Below are 17680 nucleotides of genomic sequence, written 5' to 3'. Positions count from 1 at the left end.
ACATCTCTATGGAAGCCTTTCTGGTAGCCACCGGCATCGTCGCGCTGGCTGAAATGGGTGACAAGACCCAACTCCTTTCCCTCGTCCTCGCGGCGCGTTTCCGCAAGCCCTGGCCCATCGTGCTGGGCATCTTTGCGGCCACGGTCGTCAACCATGCGCTGGCGGGCGCCGTCGGCGCCTGGGTGACCGGCTTTCTCGGGCCCACGGTCCTGCGCTGGATCCTGGGCCTGTCTTTCATCGCCATGGCCGTCTGGATGCTGATTCCCGACAAGCTCGACGAGGACGAGGCGCCCCGCGGTGTCTCCAAGTTCGGCGTCTTCGGCACCACGCTGGTGGCCTTCTTCCTGGCCGAGATGGGCGACAAGACGCAGATCGCCACCGTCATGCTGGCGGCCCGCTTCACGCACGACTACCTGTGGGTGGTGATCGGCACTACGCTGGGCATGATGCTGGCCAATGCACCCGTGGTATGGCTGGGCGAGCGCATCGTTCGCAAGGTGCCGATCAAGCTCGTGCACAGCATCTCGGCCGTGATCTTCCTGGTGCTGGGCGTGGCCGCGCTCATCGGCTGGGGCGCCTGAGGCATGACCCTCGCCGGGCGGCGACGGCGCCGCCCGGCCTATACTTTCCACAGCGCCGATTTGCTCCAGCTTGCGGGCGCTTGATAAATGCAGCTAAAGACGGATGCCCGCAACCCGGCTCGTTTTTGGCGAGGCCGGGTTTTCTTTTTTGCTCCCATGTCCTTCGACGTCACACCCCAGTCCATGTCCTTCGCGACGCCGCTGCCGCTGCGCAGCGGCAGCGCCATCGGCGACTACGCGTTGGCCTACGAGACCTACGGCACGCTCAATGCCGACCGCAGCAATGCCGTGCTGGTCTGCCATGCGCTCAATGCCTCGCACCATGTGGCCGGCCAGTACGCCGGCCAGCCGAAGTCGCAGGGCTGGTGGGACAACATGATCGGCCCCGGCAAGTCGGTGGACACCGACCGCTTCTTCGTCATCGGCATCAACAACCTGGGCTCCTGCTTCGGCTCGACCGGGCCGATGCACACCAATCCCGCGACGGGGCGGCCCTGGGGCGCGGACTTTCCGGTGGTGACGGTGGAAGACTGGGTGGATGCCCAGGCCCGCCTGCTCGACGCGCTTGGCATCGACACCCTCGCGGCCGTGATGGGCGGCAGCCTGGGCGGCATGCAGGCGTTGTCGTGGACGCTGCAGTACCCCGAGCGTGTGCGCCACGCCGCGGTGATCGCCAGCGCGCCCAACCTGAATGCCGAGAACATCGCTTTCAACGAGGTCGCGCGCCGGGCCATCGTGACCGATCCCGACTTCCACGGCGGCCACTTCTACGACCACGGCGTGGTGCCCAAGCGCGGGCTGACCATCGCCCGCATGATCGGCCACATCACCTACCTCAGCGACGACGTGATGAACGCCAAGTTCGGCCGCCAGCTGCGCGAGGGCATGCAGGTGCGCTACACCACGCACGACGTGGAGTTCCAGATCGAGAGCTATCTGCGCCACCAGGGCGACAAGTTCAGCGAGTACTTCGACGCCAACACCTACCTGCTGATCACCCGCGCACTCGACTACTTCGACCCGGCCGCGGCCTATGGCGGCAGCCTGCGTGCGGCCTTCGAGCGGGCCATGGCCAAGTTCCTGCTCGTGAGCTTCACCACCGACTGGCGCTTCTCGCCGGCGCGCAGCCGCGAGATCGTCAAGGCGCTGCTCGACAACCGCCGCAGCGTCAGCTATGCCGAGATCGACGCGCCGCATGGTCACGACGCATTTCTGCTGGACGACACCCGCTACCTGGGCGTCGTGCGCGCCTGGTTCGACGGCATCGCGAAGGAGCTGCAATGACCACCCGCCCGGCTGCTCCCAAGGGCCCTCGCACCGCAGGCGACGCCGAAGGCACGCCCTTGCGCACGACCCACGACATCAACGACCGCATCGTCCGCCTCGTGCCCGAGGGCGCGCGCGTGCTCGACCTCGGCTGCGGCGACGGCGCGCTGCTCGAGCGCCTGCAGCGCGAGCGCGGCTGCACCGGCTACGGCGTGGAGATTGCCGACGGCAACGTGCTGCAATGCGTGCGGCGCGGCGTCGACGTGATCCAGCTGAACCTCGACGAAGGCCTGTCGATGTTCGAGGACGCCAGCTTCGACGTGGTGCTGCAGATCGACACGCTGCAGCACCTGCGCAATGCCGAAATCATGCTGCGCGAGACGGCGCGCGTGGGTCGCATCGGCATCGTCGCCTTTCCCAACTTCGCACACTGGCCCAACCGGCTGAGCATCCTGCAGGGCCGCATGCCGGTGACGCGGCGGCTGCCCTACCAGTGGTACGACACGCCCAACATCCGCGTGGGCACCTTCCGCGACTTCGACGCCCTGGCGCGCAAGAACCGCCTGCGCGTGCTGGATGCGTTCGGCGTGCAGCACGGCCGCGAGGTGCGCTGGTTGCCCAACCTGCGCGCCGCGACGGCCGTCTTCAAGTTCGAGCGGGACTGAGTGCGACCCCGGCGCGCGGCAGCGCGGTGCCGCACCGCCGGCAGTAGTGCGCGTCGTCCGCATGGCCGCCCGCGCCGCAGGCGGTGCAATGCGCATCGGCGGCGGCGCGGTCGCGCAGCGTCTGCAGCCGCCGCTGCGCGCCCATCTCGGCCGTGACGATGCCGGTGGGCACCGCCAGCACACCCCAGCCGGTCAGCATCATGGCCGACGCGATGAGCCGGCCCATGTCGGTGCGGGGCACCAGATCGCCGAAGCCCACCGTCGTCATCGTCGAGACCGCCCAGTACATGGCGGTGGGAATGCTGGTGAAGCCGTGCGGCGGCCCTTCCACCACGTACATGAGCGTGCCCGATACCAGCACCAGCAGCATCACGAAGCCCAGGAAGACCGTGATCTTGCGCGCGCTGGCCGCCAGCGCGAGGGCGAGCGTGCGGTATTCGTGCGCATAGCGCGACAGCTTGAAGATGCGGAACACCCGCAGCAGCCGCAGCACGCGCACGTCGATCAGCGCGCCGAGCGATGGCTCCAGGGCCACCAGGTAGGTCGGCAGCAGGGCCAGCAGGTCGATCACGCCATAGAAGCTGAGGGCATAGCGCAGCGGGCGCTGGACGCACACCAGGCGGGCCAGGTACTCCAGGGTGAAGAGCGCGGTGAACACCCATTCGAGCCCGTGCAGCAAGGCGCCATGGCGGGCCCGCATCCCGGCCATGCTCTCGAGCATGACCACGCCGACGCTCGTCAGGATGGCCGCGATCAGCAGCAGGTCGAAGCTGCGGCCGGCCCGCGTCTCCGATTCGAAGATGACCGTGAAGAGCGTGCGGCGCCAGCCGGAAGCGGGTTTGCCGAAGCGGGCGTCGGCCGCCCGGTCATCGAACATGCCTGGGATGTCGTCGTCGGCGTGATGGGCGGGGTCGATGTGCGGGGCCATGAAGAGAGAGGTACAGCGGCGTGAGCCGGACGCGGCGAATTCTGACGGCAAGGCGGCGAGGCCGGCGACATCGGCCTTGCCGCGGGTTGTTACCGATCTTTCGCAAAGAAGTGTCAACATTCAGAATCACTTGCCTACCATTGGCGCTTTCGCAAGGAGATCACCCTTTGGCTTCGCAATCCCCCTTCTTCGGCAAACGTGACCGTGACCCCAACGACAGTCTGACCTCGCGTCCCGCCCCGCTGATGGGCGCCGGCACGCTGTCGGGCCATCCTGTGGGTGGGCCGGCGCTGGCCTCGGCACCTGCCGCCACGCCAGCCGCCGCACAGGCTCCGGTGCAGGAAACGGGCAGCAAGCTGACCGTCGGTCCCAACATCAAGCTCAAGGGCGTCGAGATCACCGACTGCGACACGCTGGTGGTCGAGGGCACGGTCGAGGCGACCATGGATTCGCGCGTCATCCAGATCGCCGAGCAGGGCGCCTTCAAGGGCTCGGCCGAGATCGACATCGCCGAGATCCGAGGCGTGTTCGACGGCAACCTGACCGTGCGCCAGAAGCTGGTGATCCATGCCACCGGCAAGGTGTCGGGCAAGATCCGCTACGGCAAGATCGTGATCGAGGAGGGCGGCCAGCTCTCCGGCGAGATCAGCGTGGGCACGAGCACCTCCAGCGACGCCAAGCCCGCCCTGGCGGCCTGAGCATCGCCATCGCCCGCGCCGCTCGGCGCGCCGTTCAAGGCGCGTCGGCCAGCCGCTTCAGAAGAGCCTCCGCCGCGGCGGGGGCTTTTTCTTTGTGGCCGTTGATGAAGAAGACATAGGTGGGCCGCTCGGCCACCCAGCCCCGCGCCTGGGTCGCCAGTGCATCGAGCGCACTGGGCGCGTAGCCGTTGGCGAAGCGCGGCTGCGCATCCATCAGCCGCGCATAGACGATGGGGCCCTGCGGCGCGTCGAAGGACGGGAATTTCGGGCTGTCGGTGAAGACAGTCGCCGCGCCATGGCGCTTGGCCAGGGCCTGGTAGGTCGGGTCGATGAAGCTGGGATGGCGCACCTCCATCACATGCTGCAGCGGCAGGCCATCGACCTGGGGCGGCAGCAGTTCCAGGAAGGCGCCGAAGTCCACGGCGTCGAAGGCGTGCGTGGGCATGAACTGCCAGACGATGGGCCCCAGCCGGTCGCCCAGTTCGGCCAGGCCGCTGCCGATGAAGCGCTGCACCGCATCGCCGGCCTTGGCCAGTTCGCGGCGGTGCGTGGTCACACGGTGCGCCTTGAGCGAGAAGACGAAGCCCTCGGGCGTGGCTTCGCGCCACTTGCGGAAGGTGTCGGGCTTGAAGGTGCTGTAGAAGGTGCCGTTGACCTCGATGGCCGTGAGCCGCCGGCTGGCGTGGACCAGCTCCTGCGCATGCGGCAGGCCGGGCGGGTAGAAGCTGCCGCGCCAGGGCGCGAAGGTCCAGCCGCCGATGCCCACCCGCACGGGCGTCTGCGGCGGGGCGGGCAGGTCGGCGGCGGTGGGCGCAGCTTTCTTGGGCATGGGCGTGCTGGGGTGATGCGGCTGGCGCACTCTACGCCGGGGGGCATCCCGGCGCAAAATGGATCGACTGCCCCGGCCACGCGCCCCCAAGGAGAAACGCCGATGAACGCCCCTTTGCACAAAGAAATTCCCGCTGGCCTGCTCGACACCGAGCGCGCTCTGGCCGACGTCACCGCCCGCTGGGATGGCGACATCGTCCGCCAGCTCAGCGACTACATCGCCATTCCGGCCAAGTCGCCGGGCTTCGATCCGGACTGGTCGGCCAACGGCTACCTGGAGACGGTGCTGCGCAATGCCGCCACCTGGGTCGAGGCGCAGAAGGTCAAGGGCCTCAGGCTGGAGATCGTGCGCCTGGAAGGCCGCACCCCGGTGCTGTTCTTCGAGCTGCCCGCCAGCGGCACGTCGATGAACGAGACCGTGCTGATGTACGGCCACCTGGACAAGCAGCCCGAGTTCACCGGCTGGCGCCGCGACCTCGGCCCCTGGACGCCCAAGTACGAGGACGGCCTGCTCTACGGCCGTGGCGGCGCGGACGACGGCTACGCCATCTACGCCAGCGTGGCGGCCATCCAGGCGCTGAAGGCGCAGGGCGTGGCCCATCCGCGCATCGTCGGCCTGATCGAGACCTGCGAGGAATCGGGCTCCTACGACCTGCTGCCCTACGTGGACACGCTGCGCAGCCGCCTGGGCGAGGTGGCGCTGGTGGTCTGCCTGGACTCGGGCGCCGGCAACTACGACCAGCTCTGGCTCACCACCTCGCTGCGCGGCCTGGCCGGCGGCACACTGAAGGTGGAGATCCTCACCGAGGGCATCCATTCGGGCGACGCCTCGGGCCTGGTGCCGTCGAGCTTCCGCATCATGCGGCAGGTGCTGGACCGGCTGGAGGACAGCAAGACCGGCCGCCTGCTGCCCGCCAGCTTCCACTGCGAGGTGCCCGCCGAACGTCTGGCCCAGGCCAAGGCCACGGCGGCCATCCTGGGCGACGAGGTCTACAAGCGCTTCCCCTGGGCGCACTACGACTGCGGCGGCGCCACCGCCTTCGCGCTGCCGACCACCACCGATCCGGTGGAGGCGCTGCTCAACCGCACCTGGCGGCCGACGCTGTCGGTGACGGGCGCCGAGGGCTTCCCTGCGCTGAAGGATGCCGGCAACGTGCTGCGGCCCTACACGGCCTTCAAGCTCTCGCTGCGCCTGCCGCCGCTGGTGGAGGCGGCGCAGGTGGTGCAGGAGCTGAAGGCGCTGCTGGAGGACAACGCGCCCTACCAGGCCAAGGTGACCTTCGAGTCCGGTGGCGGCGCCACCGGCTGGAACGCGCCGGCCATGGTGCCGTGGTTCCAGCAGGCGCTGGACGCTGCCAGCCAGGCCCATTTCGGCGCGCCCTGCGGCTACATCGGCCAGGGCGGCACGATTCCGCTGATGAACATGCTGAGCGCCGGCTTCCCGAAGGCGCAGATGATGGTGTGCGGCGTGCTCGGTCCGAAGAGCAACGCGCACGGGCCCAACGAGTTCCTGCACGTGCCCTATGCCAAGCGGCTGACGGCCGCCGTCGCGCAGGTGATGGCCGCGATGCCGGCCAAGCACGCGGCCGAACAGGCGGCCTGAAGCGAGGTTGTTGCCGATGTGGCCGGGCGTTCAGCCCGGGCGCTGGCGTGCGCCGGCCGACTGATCGGGCCGGACCGCCGTTTACCGTCGGCCGAGCAGCGGGCCCAGCGCTCCGAGCAGATCGCCCAGCCCGCCCGCGCCGGCCGACAGCGACGGCTCCTGATCCGGCAACCGGCCGTGCGGCGTCAGGCGGTCGATGAGCACCGGCAGCAGCGTCGCCAGCAGCGGCAGCAGCGTCTGCACGTTCAGGCCCAGCTTCTGCGCCACGGCGCCGATCACGTCCTGGCCCAGCGCGCCGTGCACCTGGTCGGGCGACACGGGCTGGTTCTGGCCGGTGCCGATCCACGAACCTACGGCGTCCCCCAGGCCGGCCTGCTGCAGCTTCTGCACCAAGCCACCCACACCGCCGCTTTCCTGCAGCAGGCTGCCGAAGATGGCGACCGGATCGCTGCCCGGCGAATGCGGTGCCGGTGCGCCGCTGTTGAGCACCTGGCCGAGGACGGAATCGAGCAAGCCCATGGCTTCTTCCCTGCGAAATGAAAACGAGGCCGCCATTGTTCAGGGCAGCCTCGTGTTCTTCGCGGAACGGCGCCGCTTTTTCAGCGAAGCCGTGCGTAATTCACCTTTTGGACACTGGATTTGACGCAATCACGGCGCGCGCGGCGGCCGCTTTTCCAGCAGCGGCGGCGTCACGCCCTGGACGCCCACCAGGCCCAGCACCGTGGCCAGGGAGTTCTGCGCGCCCTTCCAGCCGTCGGTCAGGTCGATCCATTCGCTCAGCGCGTGGAAGCCGCCCGTCTTGCCGCCGCCGCCCACGATGATGGCCGGAATGCCCAGCGCCATCGGCACGTTGGCGTCGGTGCTGGCGCCCGTCAGCAGCGTCTTGTGGCCGAAGGAGGCGTTGGCACGCGTGGCCGCTTCCACGATCACCGAGTCCGACGGCGTGCGGCCGCCCGGCCGGTCGCCGATCAGCTTGGTCTGCACGGTGAGGGTCTCGACGTTCCAGCGCTTGTTTTCCTCGGCCACGGCTTCGTCGATGGCAGCGAGGATCTTCTTCTCGGTGGACAGCAGCGAATCCATCTGGTCCGAGCGGATGTCCACGGCCATGCGCGCATCCGGCGCGATGGTGTTGACCGAGGTGCCGCCACCGACGGTGCCCACGGTGAAGGTGGTTTTGGGGAAGGTGGGCGTGCGCACCTCGGCGATCTTGGCGATGGCGCGGCCCATGCCGTGGATGGCGCTGGGCACCTGGCCGAAGGCGGCGTAGCTGTGACCGCCCGGGCCCTTGAAGTTGACCTCGTAGCGGTGGCTGGCGGTGCCCAGGATCAGCACGGTGCCGTCCGGCGCCGGCTCCAGGCCGACCATGCCGTCGATGTCGCGGTGCTCGGCAAAGATGTGCTTCATGCCGCGGAGGTTGCCGAGTTCTTCCTCGCCCACGTTGCCCACGAAGAGCAGGTCGCCAACGGTCTGGATCTTCTGGTCGTTCAGCACCTTGAGCCAGGACAGCAACACCGCCAGGCCGCGCGTGTCGTCGGAGATGCCCGGCGCATACAGGCGGCCGTCGCGCTCCTTGACCTTGACGTCGGTGCCGGCGGGGAAGACGGTGTCGAGGTGGGCCGAAATCAGCAGCTTGGGCCCCTGGCCGCTGCCCTTGCGCAGGCCGACGACGTTGCCTTCGCTGTCGATGCGGGCGTCCGCCAGGCCCAGGGCCTTCATGCGCGCGAGGAAGGCCTCGGCGCGCGGGCGCTCCTTGAAGGGCGGCGCCTCGATCTCGGTGAGCATCTTCAGGTCGTCGATGGAGCGCGCATGGTCGGCCTTGACCGCCTCCATCAGCGCCTGGATCTGCGGGGCCGACAGCAGTTGCGTGTAGGCCTGGTCCACCGCCGGCCGCACCTGGGCGGGCGTGGGGGCGATGGCGGCGAAGGACTGGGCCCAGGCCGCCGAGGCGCCGGCAAAGGCAAGGGACAGGGCGAGCAGCGAGGCGAGCGGCCGCAGGCGTGGCATGGGGGGCCGGTTCGAAGAGGGGCGAGTCATGGGCGTCGGTTGGAGGGCAATCGGGGCGGGGGGATGCGGCACCTGTCATCAGGCTGACCGGGTGCCGCGGGTCGGCGGAAATTCTGGCGGCTGCATGCAGGCCCCGCTCTGATTTAATCCGCCGCACCGTCAGTTTTTCTTACATGCCCCGGCACCTTCCCAGTACCCGCGCCCTGCTCGTGTTCGACGCCGTCGCCCGCTGTCACGGCGTGGGCAAGGCCGCCGAGGAGCTGTGCCTGACGCACAGTGCCGTCAGCCAGCAGTTGCGCCTGCTGGAGCTGCAACTGGGCGTACGCCTCGTGCAGCGCAGTGCCCGGGGCACGCTGCTCACCGAGGCGGGCCGGCGCTATCACGCGCAGGTGGCCGGCGACCTGCTGCGGCTGGAGAACCACACCCTCGAGGCCATGGCCCAGCGCCCCGACGGCGAGCGGCTGCTGGTGGGCGCCGTGCCCATGCTGGCCGAGCGCTGGCTGCTTCCACGGCTGCCGGGCTTCCTGGCCGAGCAGCCGGCCTGCAGCGTGCATCTGCAGGTCTTTCCCACGCAGGTCTACATGGACGAGCCCCATTTCGACGTCGCCTTGCAGTACGACGACGCCAGTTGGCCCGGTGCGGCCGTGTGGCCGCTGCGCGCCGAGCGGGTGGTCGTGGTGTGCGCACCGCGGTCGCGCTGGCGTGCCGCGGTGGCCCAGGGCGACTTCCGCGACGTGCCGCTGCTGCAGCTCAGCTCGCGCCTGGGCGCCTGGCAGGCCTGGTTCGCGCAAGCTGGCATCGCCCGGCCTCCGGCGAACGCGATGGTGGGCCACCGCTTCGATCTGTTCTCGATGGTGCTGGAGGCGGTGCGCGCCGACCTGGGCATCGGCCTGCTGCCGCGCTACGGCGTGGCGCGCGAGCTGGCCAGTGCCGAACTGTGCCTGGCCCATCCCTTCGAGGGAGACGGGCCGCGCGGCTACAGCCTGTTCGTGGCACCGCACCGGGCGGGAGACGCGACCGTGCAGGCCTTCGGCGCCTGGCTGGATGCGCAGGTGGCCGAGGAGTCGCAGGGCATCCCGCCGCCGGGCGGCCGGTGAAGCCGGCTCAGCCGGCCACGGCCAGCAGGTGCACCAGCGCCGCCAGCGGCGCCGTCTCGGCACGCAGGATGCGCGGGCCCAGGGTGGTCAGCACGAAGCCACTGGCGCGGGCCCGGGCCTCTTCCTGCGGGTTGAGTCCGCCCTCGGGGCCACTGAGGAACAGCGCGCTGCCCCCCGCTGGCGCCCCGCGGCCCAGCGGCTGCGCCTCGTCGCCGAAGCCGAGCACATGGCGGGCGGCGGGCGCATCCGCGCCCAGCCCGTCCAGCCAGGTGCCCAGGTCGCGCACCGGATGCACCGCAGGCACCTGGTTGCGGCCGCACTGCTCGCAGGCGGCCACGGCCACGGCCTGCCAGTGGTCCTGCTTCTTCTGTGCCCGCTCGCCCGCCAAGCGCAGCACGCCGTGGGCCGTCTGCAGCGGCTGGATGCTGGCCACGCCGAGTTCGGTGGCCTTTTCGACCAGCCAGTCCATGCGGTCGTTGGCGGGCATGCCCACGGCCAGGTGCACGGCCAGCGCGGCCTCGCGCTCGACCGTGTGGTGGGCGCCCACACGCACGTCGACATCGTTGCGGCCCATGCGCTCGACCGTGGCCTCGAACTCGCCGCCGCGGCCGTCGAACAGCGTGATGCCGTCGCCGGGCTGCAGCCGCAGCACCTGCACGTGGCGGGCGGCGCCGGGCGGCAGGCCCAGCGACTGGCCGCTGGCCAGGGGCGTGGCGCAATGGATGCGCGGCATCAGCGTGCGCCCTCTGCCGCGTCGATCACGCCGCCGCCCAGGCAGACCTCGCCGTCGTACAGCACGGCCGACTGGCCGGGCGTGACCGCCCATTGCGGCTGCGGAAACACCAGCTGGAAGCGGGCTTCGGGCAGGGCCTGCAGCAGCGCGGGCGAATCGGCCTGGCGATAGCGGGTCTTGCTGCCGTAGGTGCCTGCGGCGGGCGGCGCGCCGGCCACCCAGCTCGCGTCGGCCGCCAGCAGCGCGCGCGACTGCAGCCAGGGATGGTCATGGCCCTGCACCACCCACAGCGTGTTGGCCTCCACGTCCTTGCGGGCGACGAACCACGGTGCGTGCTCGCCGCCGCCGCGCTGTGCGCCTTTTTCCTTGATGCCGCCGATGCCCAGGCCCTGGCGCTGGCCCAGCGTGTAGAAGGACAGGCCGTGGTGCTCGCCCAGCTTGCGGCCGCGCTCGTCCTTGATCGGGCCCGGTGCCTTGCTGATGTAGCGGTTGAGGAACTCCCGGAAAGGCCGCTCGCCGATGAAGCAGATGCCGGTCGAATCCTTCTTGGTGGCCACGGGCAGGCCGATGTCGGTGGCGATCTGGCGCACCTGGGTCTTGTGCAGTTCGCCCACCGGGAACAGCGCCTTCGACAGCTGCGCCTGGTTGAGTCGGTGCAGGAAGTAGCTCTGGTCCTTGGCGGGGTCCAGGCCCTTGAGCAACTCGTAGCGCGCGGAGGCCGGCACCGGCTCTCCGGCGGCGAAGGCCAGCCCGGTGGCGGCGTCGACAGCGCGCACGCGGGCATAGTGGCCGGTCGCGATCTTCTCGGCGCCCAGGCGCATCGCGTGGTCGAGGAAGGCCTTGAACTTGATCTCGGCGTTGCACAGCACGTCGGGGTTGGGCGTGCGGCCGGCCTGGTATTCGCGCAGGAATTCGGCGAAGACGCGGTCCTTGTAGTCGGCGGCAAAGTTGACGTGCTCGATCTCGATGCCCAGCACGTCGGCCACGCTGGCGGCGTCGACGAAATCCACGTTCGACGAGCAGTATTCGCTGTCGTCGTCGTCTTCCCAGTTCTTCATGAAGATGCCGACGACCTCGTGCCCCTGCTGTTTGAGCAGGTGCGCCGTGACGGCCGAGTCCACGCCGCCCGACAGCCCGACGACGATCCGATGTTTGGTCATCCGGCGATTGTCCCTTGGCCACGGTGGGCGTTGCCTGGGCGGGGGCACGGGCGGATCGGTGGCCTCGGGGCGTGGACGCGCCCAGGCTGATCGACGTTCTGGCTTGGGTAGGGTCTGTCGGCTCGGCGTGCCGCGCCGCGCCCGGTTAGGCGGGCGGCTTTCCGGCCAGCCAGCGCGCGTAGGTTTCGGGATAGACCACGCGCAGGCGCTCCAGGTGGAACTGCGCCTCCTGCTCCAGCCCCAGCAGGCGCGCGCTGTCGATCAGCTTGACCACCACGCGCGGCTCCGGCGAGAAGGCCAGTGTGGCCTGGGCGAGTGCATGCACGCGCGCAGCCGTCTGCGGCGTCAGGGGCGTCAGCGCCAGTTCCGCAAAGCGCGCCTGGCGGGCGAAGAGCCAGTCCCGGCCGTCCGGATCCAGCTGCGCGAGCGGATCGTCACGCCAGCCGGCGAGCCGCTCTGCCGCCGGAAGGAAGGGCTGGCTGACGCGCACGTAGCTCCAGCCCGCGTAGGCGACGACGGCGAGCAGGGCCGCCGCCGTCAGGCGGGCCGCCCACCGCGCGCGGGCGGCCTGGCGCTGCAGGACGGCAATCGACGCGGCGCCGGCGCCGGCGTCGTGCGGCACGTCGCAGGCGCGCCTGCGGCCGGGCCAGAGCATGCCCAGGCACAGCCCGAACACGAGCTGGAAGGGCCCGTACCACAGCGGATATTCGACCAGGCTGTGCAGCACGATCATGGCCAGCACGCCCCAGGCCATCAGCCGGGCGGGATCGCGCTCCTGCCAGGGCCGGGCCGCCGCCACCATCCACAGGAAGCCGCCGCAGATCAGCACCGCGGCCGGAATGCCGAGCTCCACCGCCAGATGCAGCGGCAGGTTGTGGGCGTTGTCCAGGATCTCGACAAAGCGCGGGCCCGGGTATTCGGCCAGGTAGTGCGCGAGGCTGAGCTGGCCCCAGCCCCAGCCCGTCCAGGGCCGCTGGGCGATCAGCCACAGCACGTTGTGCCACAGCAGCCAGCGGCTGTGGCCGGGCGGCGCGCCTTCGCGCAGCCGGGTGAGCATGCCCTGGACGTCGGCCCCGGCGCTCCCGCCGCCTGCCAAGAACGACGCGACCATGACGGCCGACCAGGGGAGCGCCCAGGACAGCAGGGCGTAGAGCGCCAGGGCGCCCAGGAACCAGCCGGGGTGCGGCAGCAATGGCTGCCGGGCGGCTCCTTGCGCCACGGCGCCGGATTCGACCGGCCCGCGCTCGTGCCATGCCATCCACGCACCCACGGCGGCGATGACTCCCAACTGCAGCAACCCGGTGCGGGATGTTGAGGCGGCCAGGCCCGCGACGAGCAAGGCGCCGGCGGCCATCAGGACGCGCCGTCCGCGGGGGCCCGCCTGGCCATGCGCCCAGAGCAGGGCCACGAGCCCCATGCTCAGCAGCGTGGCGAACTGGTTGCGCTGGCGCAGGTTGCCGTAGGCCATGCCGATGGGCTCCATGGGGACGGCGACCCAGGGGCGCAAGGGGGCGGCGAGCCCGTGGTACTGGAGGAGGCCTGCGGCGGCATTCAATACGCCGACTCCAACAAGCGCGCCCAGTGCATGGCGGCGCCATACGTCCAGAGAGGAGCGAGGCACCCGCCGCGAGGCCCCAGAAATCAGCGAAATCGCGCCGATCAAAGGTGCATATTTCGCGCTAACAGCAAGAGCTACGAGACAGGCCGCAACGATTGAAAGCAGCCACATCCATCCACTGACCCAGGCGGGACTTCGCGCCATTAATAGAAATGAGCACAAGAACAAGAAACCCGTTGCCAAGCCCTGCCATGCAGCGAAAGAAAAACCTCCAAAAAATGGCAATAGGAACACAGGATAGAGAATCAACGCTGCTCCCGAATAGTCGAAACGGAAAAGATCTTTGAAAACCTTCCTTGGCCGTCGAATCGAAAACTATATTTGTCCGCGTCATCCTCGAAAGCAGTCGAATTCCCGAAGAAATTTCTTCGAAGATCAGCGAGCCATGGAAATGTTTCCTGCTTGCTCTATCGTAGCTCCGGCTTCTGAAGAAGGCACGTCATGCGCGGACGCCATGATTTTCTTGGGCACTTCCTTTTCCTCGTGGTATTCATCATCGATGTTGATGGACCAGATTTTTTCCTTGTTGATCTTTCCACTGATAATTTGCTGTGCCGCCTCCCGCGCTGTGAGCATCGAGTGATCTTGATTGTTGTAGCGATGCATGCCGTTGCGTCCAATCAGGAAAAGATTGGAGATCTTGTCAACTTCACTGCGTAATACATCGAATCTTTCGTACGATTCGCCAAAATACCCCGGGTAAGCCTTAGGCACCTTTAGTACGATGAAATCCAGTGCGCGTGACGATTTTACGATCTGCAGTCGTTTGATTTCTGATTGTGCAATCATATTTATTTGATCGTCAGTCATTGGCCAAAAGTCGTCGTCTTCTCGGCAGAAAAATTCCAGTCCAAGCCAGACGCAGGAAGCATCCGCGACCATATATGGACTCCAATTATTAAAGACCTGAATTCGCCCGACCTTGTATCCCGGTTCTTGGACGTATATCCAGTTGTCGGTCAATTCCGCACAAAGATCACTCTTCTTGTAGAGCAGTCCAACCGTTATAAAATCCCGATACTCCAGGTTTTCGGCGACTTTCTTTACTTCTGGGTTCCAGTAACTCGATGAGGCGCTTACAAGGTCTTTGACAGGCATCGTGGAAATCAAATGGGTGCAATTGATTTTTTTTGTCGAGCCATCGCTATCTTGCGCGACGACGGATCTAACTGCACCACTTTGGATATTGATGCGACTCGCCGTATGACGGAGTAGTAAGGTTCCGCCTCGCTCAACAAATCGCTTGGCTACTTCTTCCCACATTTGTCCTGGACCATACTTGGGATAAATGAATGATTCGATCAGCGAGGTTTGTTTTGCCTGCTGCGAACCAATTCTAAAAAGCGATTTGATTCCGTGGATCAACGCGCCTCCCACCGAGAGGCTCTTAACTCTTTGGGCTCCCCAATCAGCACTGATTTCGCTGCAGGAAACGCCCCATACTTTTTCTGTATATTCTTTGAAAAATTGCAGATAAAGAAGCTTTCCAAATCGGTTGATAAAAAAATCTTCGAGCGATGTTTCAGGCTTGATTGGCCGCAAATGGGCACGAATATAGCTAATGCCGAATGAAAATGTCTTCTTCAATCCTAGCTTTTTAATGGTGGAAAAATTGATCTTCAGAGGATAGTCGAAGAATTTTCCATTGAAGTAAATCCTGGACTGACGCTGACGGATGAGCATGGATGCTTGGATGAAGCAAGCTTTGCTGGCAGTCAATGCGCCGGGGAGCCCTTGGCGTTCCCGCCCCTGGTACGCGAATCGCATATTCTGGTCCTGGATTTTTTCAAGTGGAAGAATGCTGTTCCACCAATCCATTACCCAGTCAGATTTGGAGAAAAATCGATGTCCTCCAATATCTATACGATTTCCATGGTGCTCTACAGTACGCGAGATTCCTCCGACCTGATCATCGGTTTCAAGAACACAGATATTTTTTAACCCGGCTTTTTGAAGCTCGTAGGCTGCTGTCAGGCCTGCAGGTCCTGCGCCAATAATAACAACGTTGAATTCAAGATCATTCATGCTCGTCTTTCAAAATTGTGACCGTTTATGATTTGCGGCCGCGCTCATTGACTCATATTGCTGCAATATATGAGTACACTTGTATAAATAGTATGTTTTTGCTCGGCTTTTATCCCTGAGAGGAGGCGTCCAAGCACTCAGATAAAACGGTTCAATACGTGATGAAGTGACGACAAAATCGAGTGCTCTATCGGCCTCGCACGTAGGAACCAAGGACAATATATCCAGTGTGCAGCGACCATTCTGATTGTGTAGCGCATCCAGTAAACCGCACATTTCCTTTTGTAGATCGAAGGGTGCTGTAACTGATCTTCGACGCTCGAGTTCCATTGCTGTGCCGCGGTTGAACACAATCCCTGCTGCCTGTATCCCGCTTACATAGCTTTTTCGATGCATCAGCAACCAAGGTGCTAATGCCTCACCTTGCCAATAGACCTCTGCCGTGGATGGAACAAAGGCCTGAAATATGTGTGGCCCACTGATAGAAGTTTCTTCAATGATCTTTGATATTTCTGGACGGCGATCCCAATCCGCGATACTAAGCGGCGTAACGACGAGCATTGATATCATGAAAATGCGTTTACCTATTACACCAGCGCGCAAAGAAAAAAAGGAAAATAGTATAAATATACTCGCTGCCAGATAGGGTTGTTTTAGAAGAATCGCAAGCTTCGTGGTTAGTGTCAGTTCAGTTCCATCCAGCAAATAGTTTTGGACTTTTATAGCTTGAATAAAGTCGATCTTCCAGTTGTAAAAAGCGGCTAGCATGAGCAGTAGAGCGCAACTGAAGAACACGGTCCTCGAAATATCAGGTGATCTTTTTGTTTCGACCAACAATAGCAAAATAATACCCATGAGGATTGCCAAAGTTCCGGTGGTCAAGTCCTTAAAAATTAGTCCATAGACGAGAACGCTCGCAGCCAGTCTACCTAAATTTCCCTGTTTGACCGCACTTAGTAAATACGGCGAAATCAATATCAAAGCTATGATGTGGCATAGCCACTGAATTCGCCATAGCTGAAGACTGGCAAAAAAAGCGTTGGAGAGAAAATCTGCTCCAACGAATGATGCGGCGCAACAAGTGATTAGCGAACCTAGAGTTACAGCAGCTAGCTTGCGAGACTGGGCTGTACTGAAGTGGGTACAAAAACCAAGAATGGCAAAATCGCAACCCAACGCAAGCCAACTTTGCAGAGGCCAATCGCTCATGAAAATGTAGTTGTACGAGTGGACGAGTTCACGCCACTCGCTATCCAAATACACATGCAATCGATCAAACGGCTGCAAGGAAAATAGTCCGGCGAGCCATGCGAGTGGTACAACGACGATGAGCCAAAGCCACCGCTTATCTTCAAGAGATTGCCACAGAAAAAAAATAACTACTCCAGGTAAAGCCATTACGGGATGAATAATGGCGGCAGCGGCGATAGCAAAAACCGATAGGAATGTGTGGCGGCGTATCAAAAAAACAATGCCGAGAAGAACAAAAATTTCTGCATAGGTTCTCGCGGTGAGAAATGGTTCAGCGTAATGAAAAATGGTCGAGTGGCCATACGCGCTCGAAGAGCCAAAAATTAGCAATAGTGCAGGCGCACGCGAATGTTCTGGAACGACAGCCTGCACCAATTGATAGCAGAACAAAAAAAACAGAATTTGAGCAACGGAAACGCCAATGGCAGATGCCGTAGAAAATCCGAGATGAGCTACCGCGATTCCATATATTTTCCCAAATATAGAAAATGAATCTTGCGATCCATATTTGAAGAAAAGGTCGGAAGAAAATATTTCCGGATCGATATTCTTTAGCGCTTGTGCCGCGTAAAGAAGACCATCATGCCGAATTCCGGAATATGAATGATTCAGCAAAAATACGGGGACTGCCAAAAGCAAAAGCGAAAAATCAACCTTTTGTTTCATGATGAAATAAAAAAGCCCACTTTCGTGGGCCTTTAGTATTTTAACTGTTCTCAGGTGGGCGAAGCATTACGGCATTCGCTCGGAACATATTTGAACTTGTCCGAGGAAGTGGAGCAGGTCCAGGTAATTTGCTTGGTCGGCGGAGTATTTGCTGCGATCGCAGTTCCGTTAGATTGGGGCGTCAATTTGAGAGTGACGCTACCAGCTGCCGCGGTTGTGACGATGGTGATAAGACCACTGCTACCGTCGATGGTCATGGAACTGACATTCTTCGTTGAAGATACAGACGTAGAGTCGAAGCCAAGGCTCAGACTGGACGCAGCGTTGGCGGCGTTCTCGCCGACCAGCGTCTTAGCTGCCGAGCCAAGCACCATCGCTTCCGACACCCGTGCGCGCACGGTGTAGTCCTGGTAGGCGGGCAGCGCGACGGCGGCCAGGATGCCGATGATCGCCACGACGATCATCAGTTCGATAAGGGTGAAGCCCTTCTGGGCGGTGCGGGCGATGGTGCGACGGTTCATGGTCAGACTCCAGGTTGAAAGCGGTCCGGGTACTGC

Annotated in this window: 17 protein-coding genes; 7 read left to right on the top strand and 10 right to left on the bottom strand. The window is 64.3% G+C overall.

Features of this window, described 5'->3' with window-relative positions; all coding sequences use genetic code 11:
* Positions 1 to 8: 8 nt before the first annotated feature.
* The 3 genes from ACT54X_RS25980 (at position 9) to metW (ending at position 2512) form a co-directional block, all read left to right on the top strand.
* Positions 9 to 581 (top strand): TMEM165/GDT1 family protein, encoded by a 573-nt coding sequence (locus tag ACT54X_RS25980; protein ID WP_294376543.1) that lies wholly within the window; start codon positions 9 to 11, stop codon positions 579 to 581.
* Between the two features lie 156 nt (positions 582 to 737).
* A complete protein-coding gene (metX, locus tag ACT54X_RS25975; protein ID WP_234193396.1) occupies positions 738 to 1865 on the top strand; it encodes a homoserine O-succinyltransferase MetX in 1128 nt (375 codons plus the stop codon).
* Positions 1862 to 2512 (top strand): methionine biosynthesis protein MetW, encoded by a 651-nt coding sequence (metW, locus tag ACT54X_RS25970; protein ID WP_354321554.1) that lies wholly within the window; start codon positions 1862 to 1864, stop codon positions 2510 to 2512. Before metX ends, metW begins: the two co-directional genes overlap by 4 nt.
* On the opposite strand, the gene ACT54X_RS25965 is transcribed toward metW, so the two are convergent.
* Complete coding sequence (locus tag ACT54X_RS25965) at positions 2493 to 3440, bottom strand: ion transporter (RefSeq protein ID WP_476349473.1); 948 nt, start codon at positions 3438 to 3440, stop codon at positions 2493 to 2495. The genes metW and ACT54X_RS25965 overlap by 20 nt on opposite strands.
* A gap of 167 nt (positions 3441 to 3607) precedes the next feature.
* Between ACT54X_RS25965 and ACT54X_RS25960 the strand changes: the two genes are divergently transcribed.
* Positions 3608 to 4138: a bactofilin family protein gene (locus tag ACT54X_RS25960; RefSeq protein ID WP_354321555.1), complete on the top strand. Its 531-nt coding sequence runs from the start codon at positions 3608 to 3610 to the stop codon at positions 4136 to 4138.
* 34 nt (positions 4139 to 4172) lie between these two features.
* Here the strand turns inward: ACT54X_RS25960 and ACT54X_RS25955 are convergent, their stop codons facing one another.
* Entirely contained in the window at positions 4173 to 4967 is a 795-nt protein-coding gene (locus ACT54X_RS25955) for a DUF72 domain-containing protein (protein WP_476349471.1), read from the bottom strand.
* Positions 4968 to 5069: 102 nt separating this feature from the next.
* On the opposite strand from ACT54X_RS25955, the gene ACT54X_RS25950 reads away from it, so the two are divergent.
* The gene (locus tag ACT54X_RS25950; RefSeq protein ID WP_294376526.1) at positions 5070 to 6569 is read left to right on the top strand and encodes a M20 family metallopeptidase; all 1500 of its coding nucleotides are present in this window, start codon (positions 5070 to 5072) and stop codon (positions 6567 to 6569) included.
* Between the two features lie 81 nt (positions 6570 to 6650).
* Here ACT54X_RS25950 and ACT54X_RS25945 read toward each other — a convergent pair whose 3' ends face one another.
* Entirely contained in the window at positions 6651 to 7088 is a 438-nt protein-coding gene (locus ACT54X_RS25945; protein WP_294376525.1) for a YidB family protein, read from the bottom strand.
* Between ACT54X_RS25945 and ACT54X_RS25940 the strand changes: the two genes are divergently transcribed.
* On the top strand, positions 7087 to 7212 hold the full coding sequence (locus tag ACT54X_RS25940) for a hypothetical protein (protein ID WP_294376523.1): 126 nt from the start codon (positions 7087 to 7089) through the stop codon (positions 7210 to 7212). The genes ACT54X_RS25945 and ACT54X_RS25940 overlap by 2 nt on opposite strands.
* A gap of 5 nt (positions 7213 to 7217) precedes the next feature.
* Here ACT54X_RS25940 and ACT54X_RS25935 read toward each other — a convergent pair whose 3' ends face one another.
* Positions 7218 to 8603: a M20/M25/M40 family metallo-hydrolase gene (locus tag ACT54X_RS25935; RefSeq protein ID WP_476349469.1), complete on the bottom strand. Its 1386-nt coding sequence runs from the start codon at positions 8601 to 8603 to the stop codon at positions 7218 to 7220.
* 143 nt (positions 8604 to 8746) lie between these two features.
* Between ACT54X_RS25935 and ACT54X_RS25930 the strand changes: the two genes are divergently transcribed.
* Entirely contained in the window at positions 8747 to 9670 is a 924-nt protein-coding gene (locus ACT54X_RS25930; RefSeq protein ID WP_294376519.1) for a LysR substrate-binding domain-containing protein, read from the top strand.
* A gap of 7 nt (positions 9671 to 9677) precedes the next feature.
* Here ACT54X_RS25930 and ACT54X_RS25925 read toward each other — a convergent pair whose 3' ends face one another.
* The 6 genes from ACT54X_RS25925 to ACT54X_RS25900 form a co-directional block, all read right to left on the bottom strand.
* Positions 9678 to 10403, bottom strand: a complete 726-nt coding sequence (locus ACT54X_RS25925) for a 16S rRNA (uracil(1498)-N(3))-methyltransferase (protein ID WP_294376516.1) — start codon at positions 10401 to 10403, stop codon at positions 9678 to 9680.
* Positions 10403 to 11563 (bottom strand): tRNA 2-thiouridine(34) synthase MnmA, encoded by a 1161-nt coding sequence (gene mnmA, locus ACT54X_RS25920; RefSeq protein WP_294376513.1) that lies wholly within the window; start codon positions 11561 to 11563, stop codon positions 10403 to 10405. Before mnmA ends, ACT54X_RS25925 begins: the two co-directional genes overlap by 1 nt.
* A gap of 145 nt (positions 11564 to 11708) precedes the next feature.
* Complete coding sequence (locus ACT54X_RS25915; RefSeq protein WP_476349466.1) at positions 11709 to 13118, bottom strand: PglL family O-oligosaccharyltransferase; 1410 nt, start codon at positions 13116 to 13118, stop codon at positions 11709 to 11711.
* A gap of 438 nt (positions 13119 to 13556) precedes the next feature.
* Entirely contained in the window at positions 13557 to 15206 is a 1650-nt protein-coding gene (locus ACT54X_RS25910) for an NAD(P)/FAD-dependent oxidoreductase (protein ID WP_476349464.1), read from the bottom strand.
* Between the two features lie 9 nt (positions 15207 to 15215).
* Entirely contained in the window at positions 15216 to 17123 is a 1908-nt protein-coding gene (locus ACT54X_RS25905) for a hypothetical protein (protein ID WP_476349462.1), read from the bottom strand.
* Positions 17124 to 17173: 50 nt separating this feature from the next.
* Complete coding sequence (locus ACT54X_RS25900) at positions 17174 to 17644, bottom strand: pilin (protein WP_476349460.1); 471 nt, start codon at positions 17642 to 17644, stop codon at positions 17174 to 17176.
* Positions 17645 to 17680: the final 36 nt, after the last annotated feature.

It is taken from the genome of Pseudacidovorax sp. DMC4, from assembly GCF_056314265.1.
Note: the sequence above shows the minus strand (reverse complement) of the source record. Positions and strands in the feature narration are given on the sequence as shown.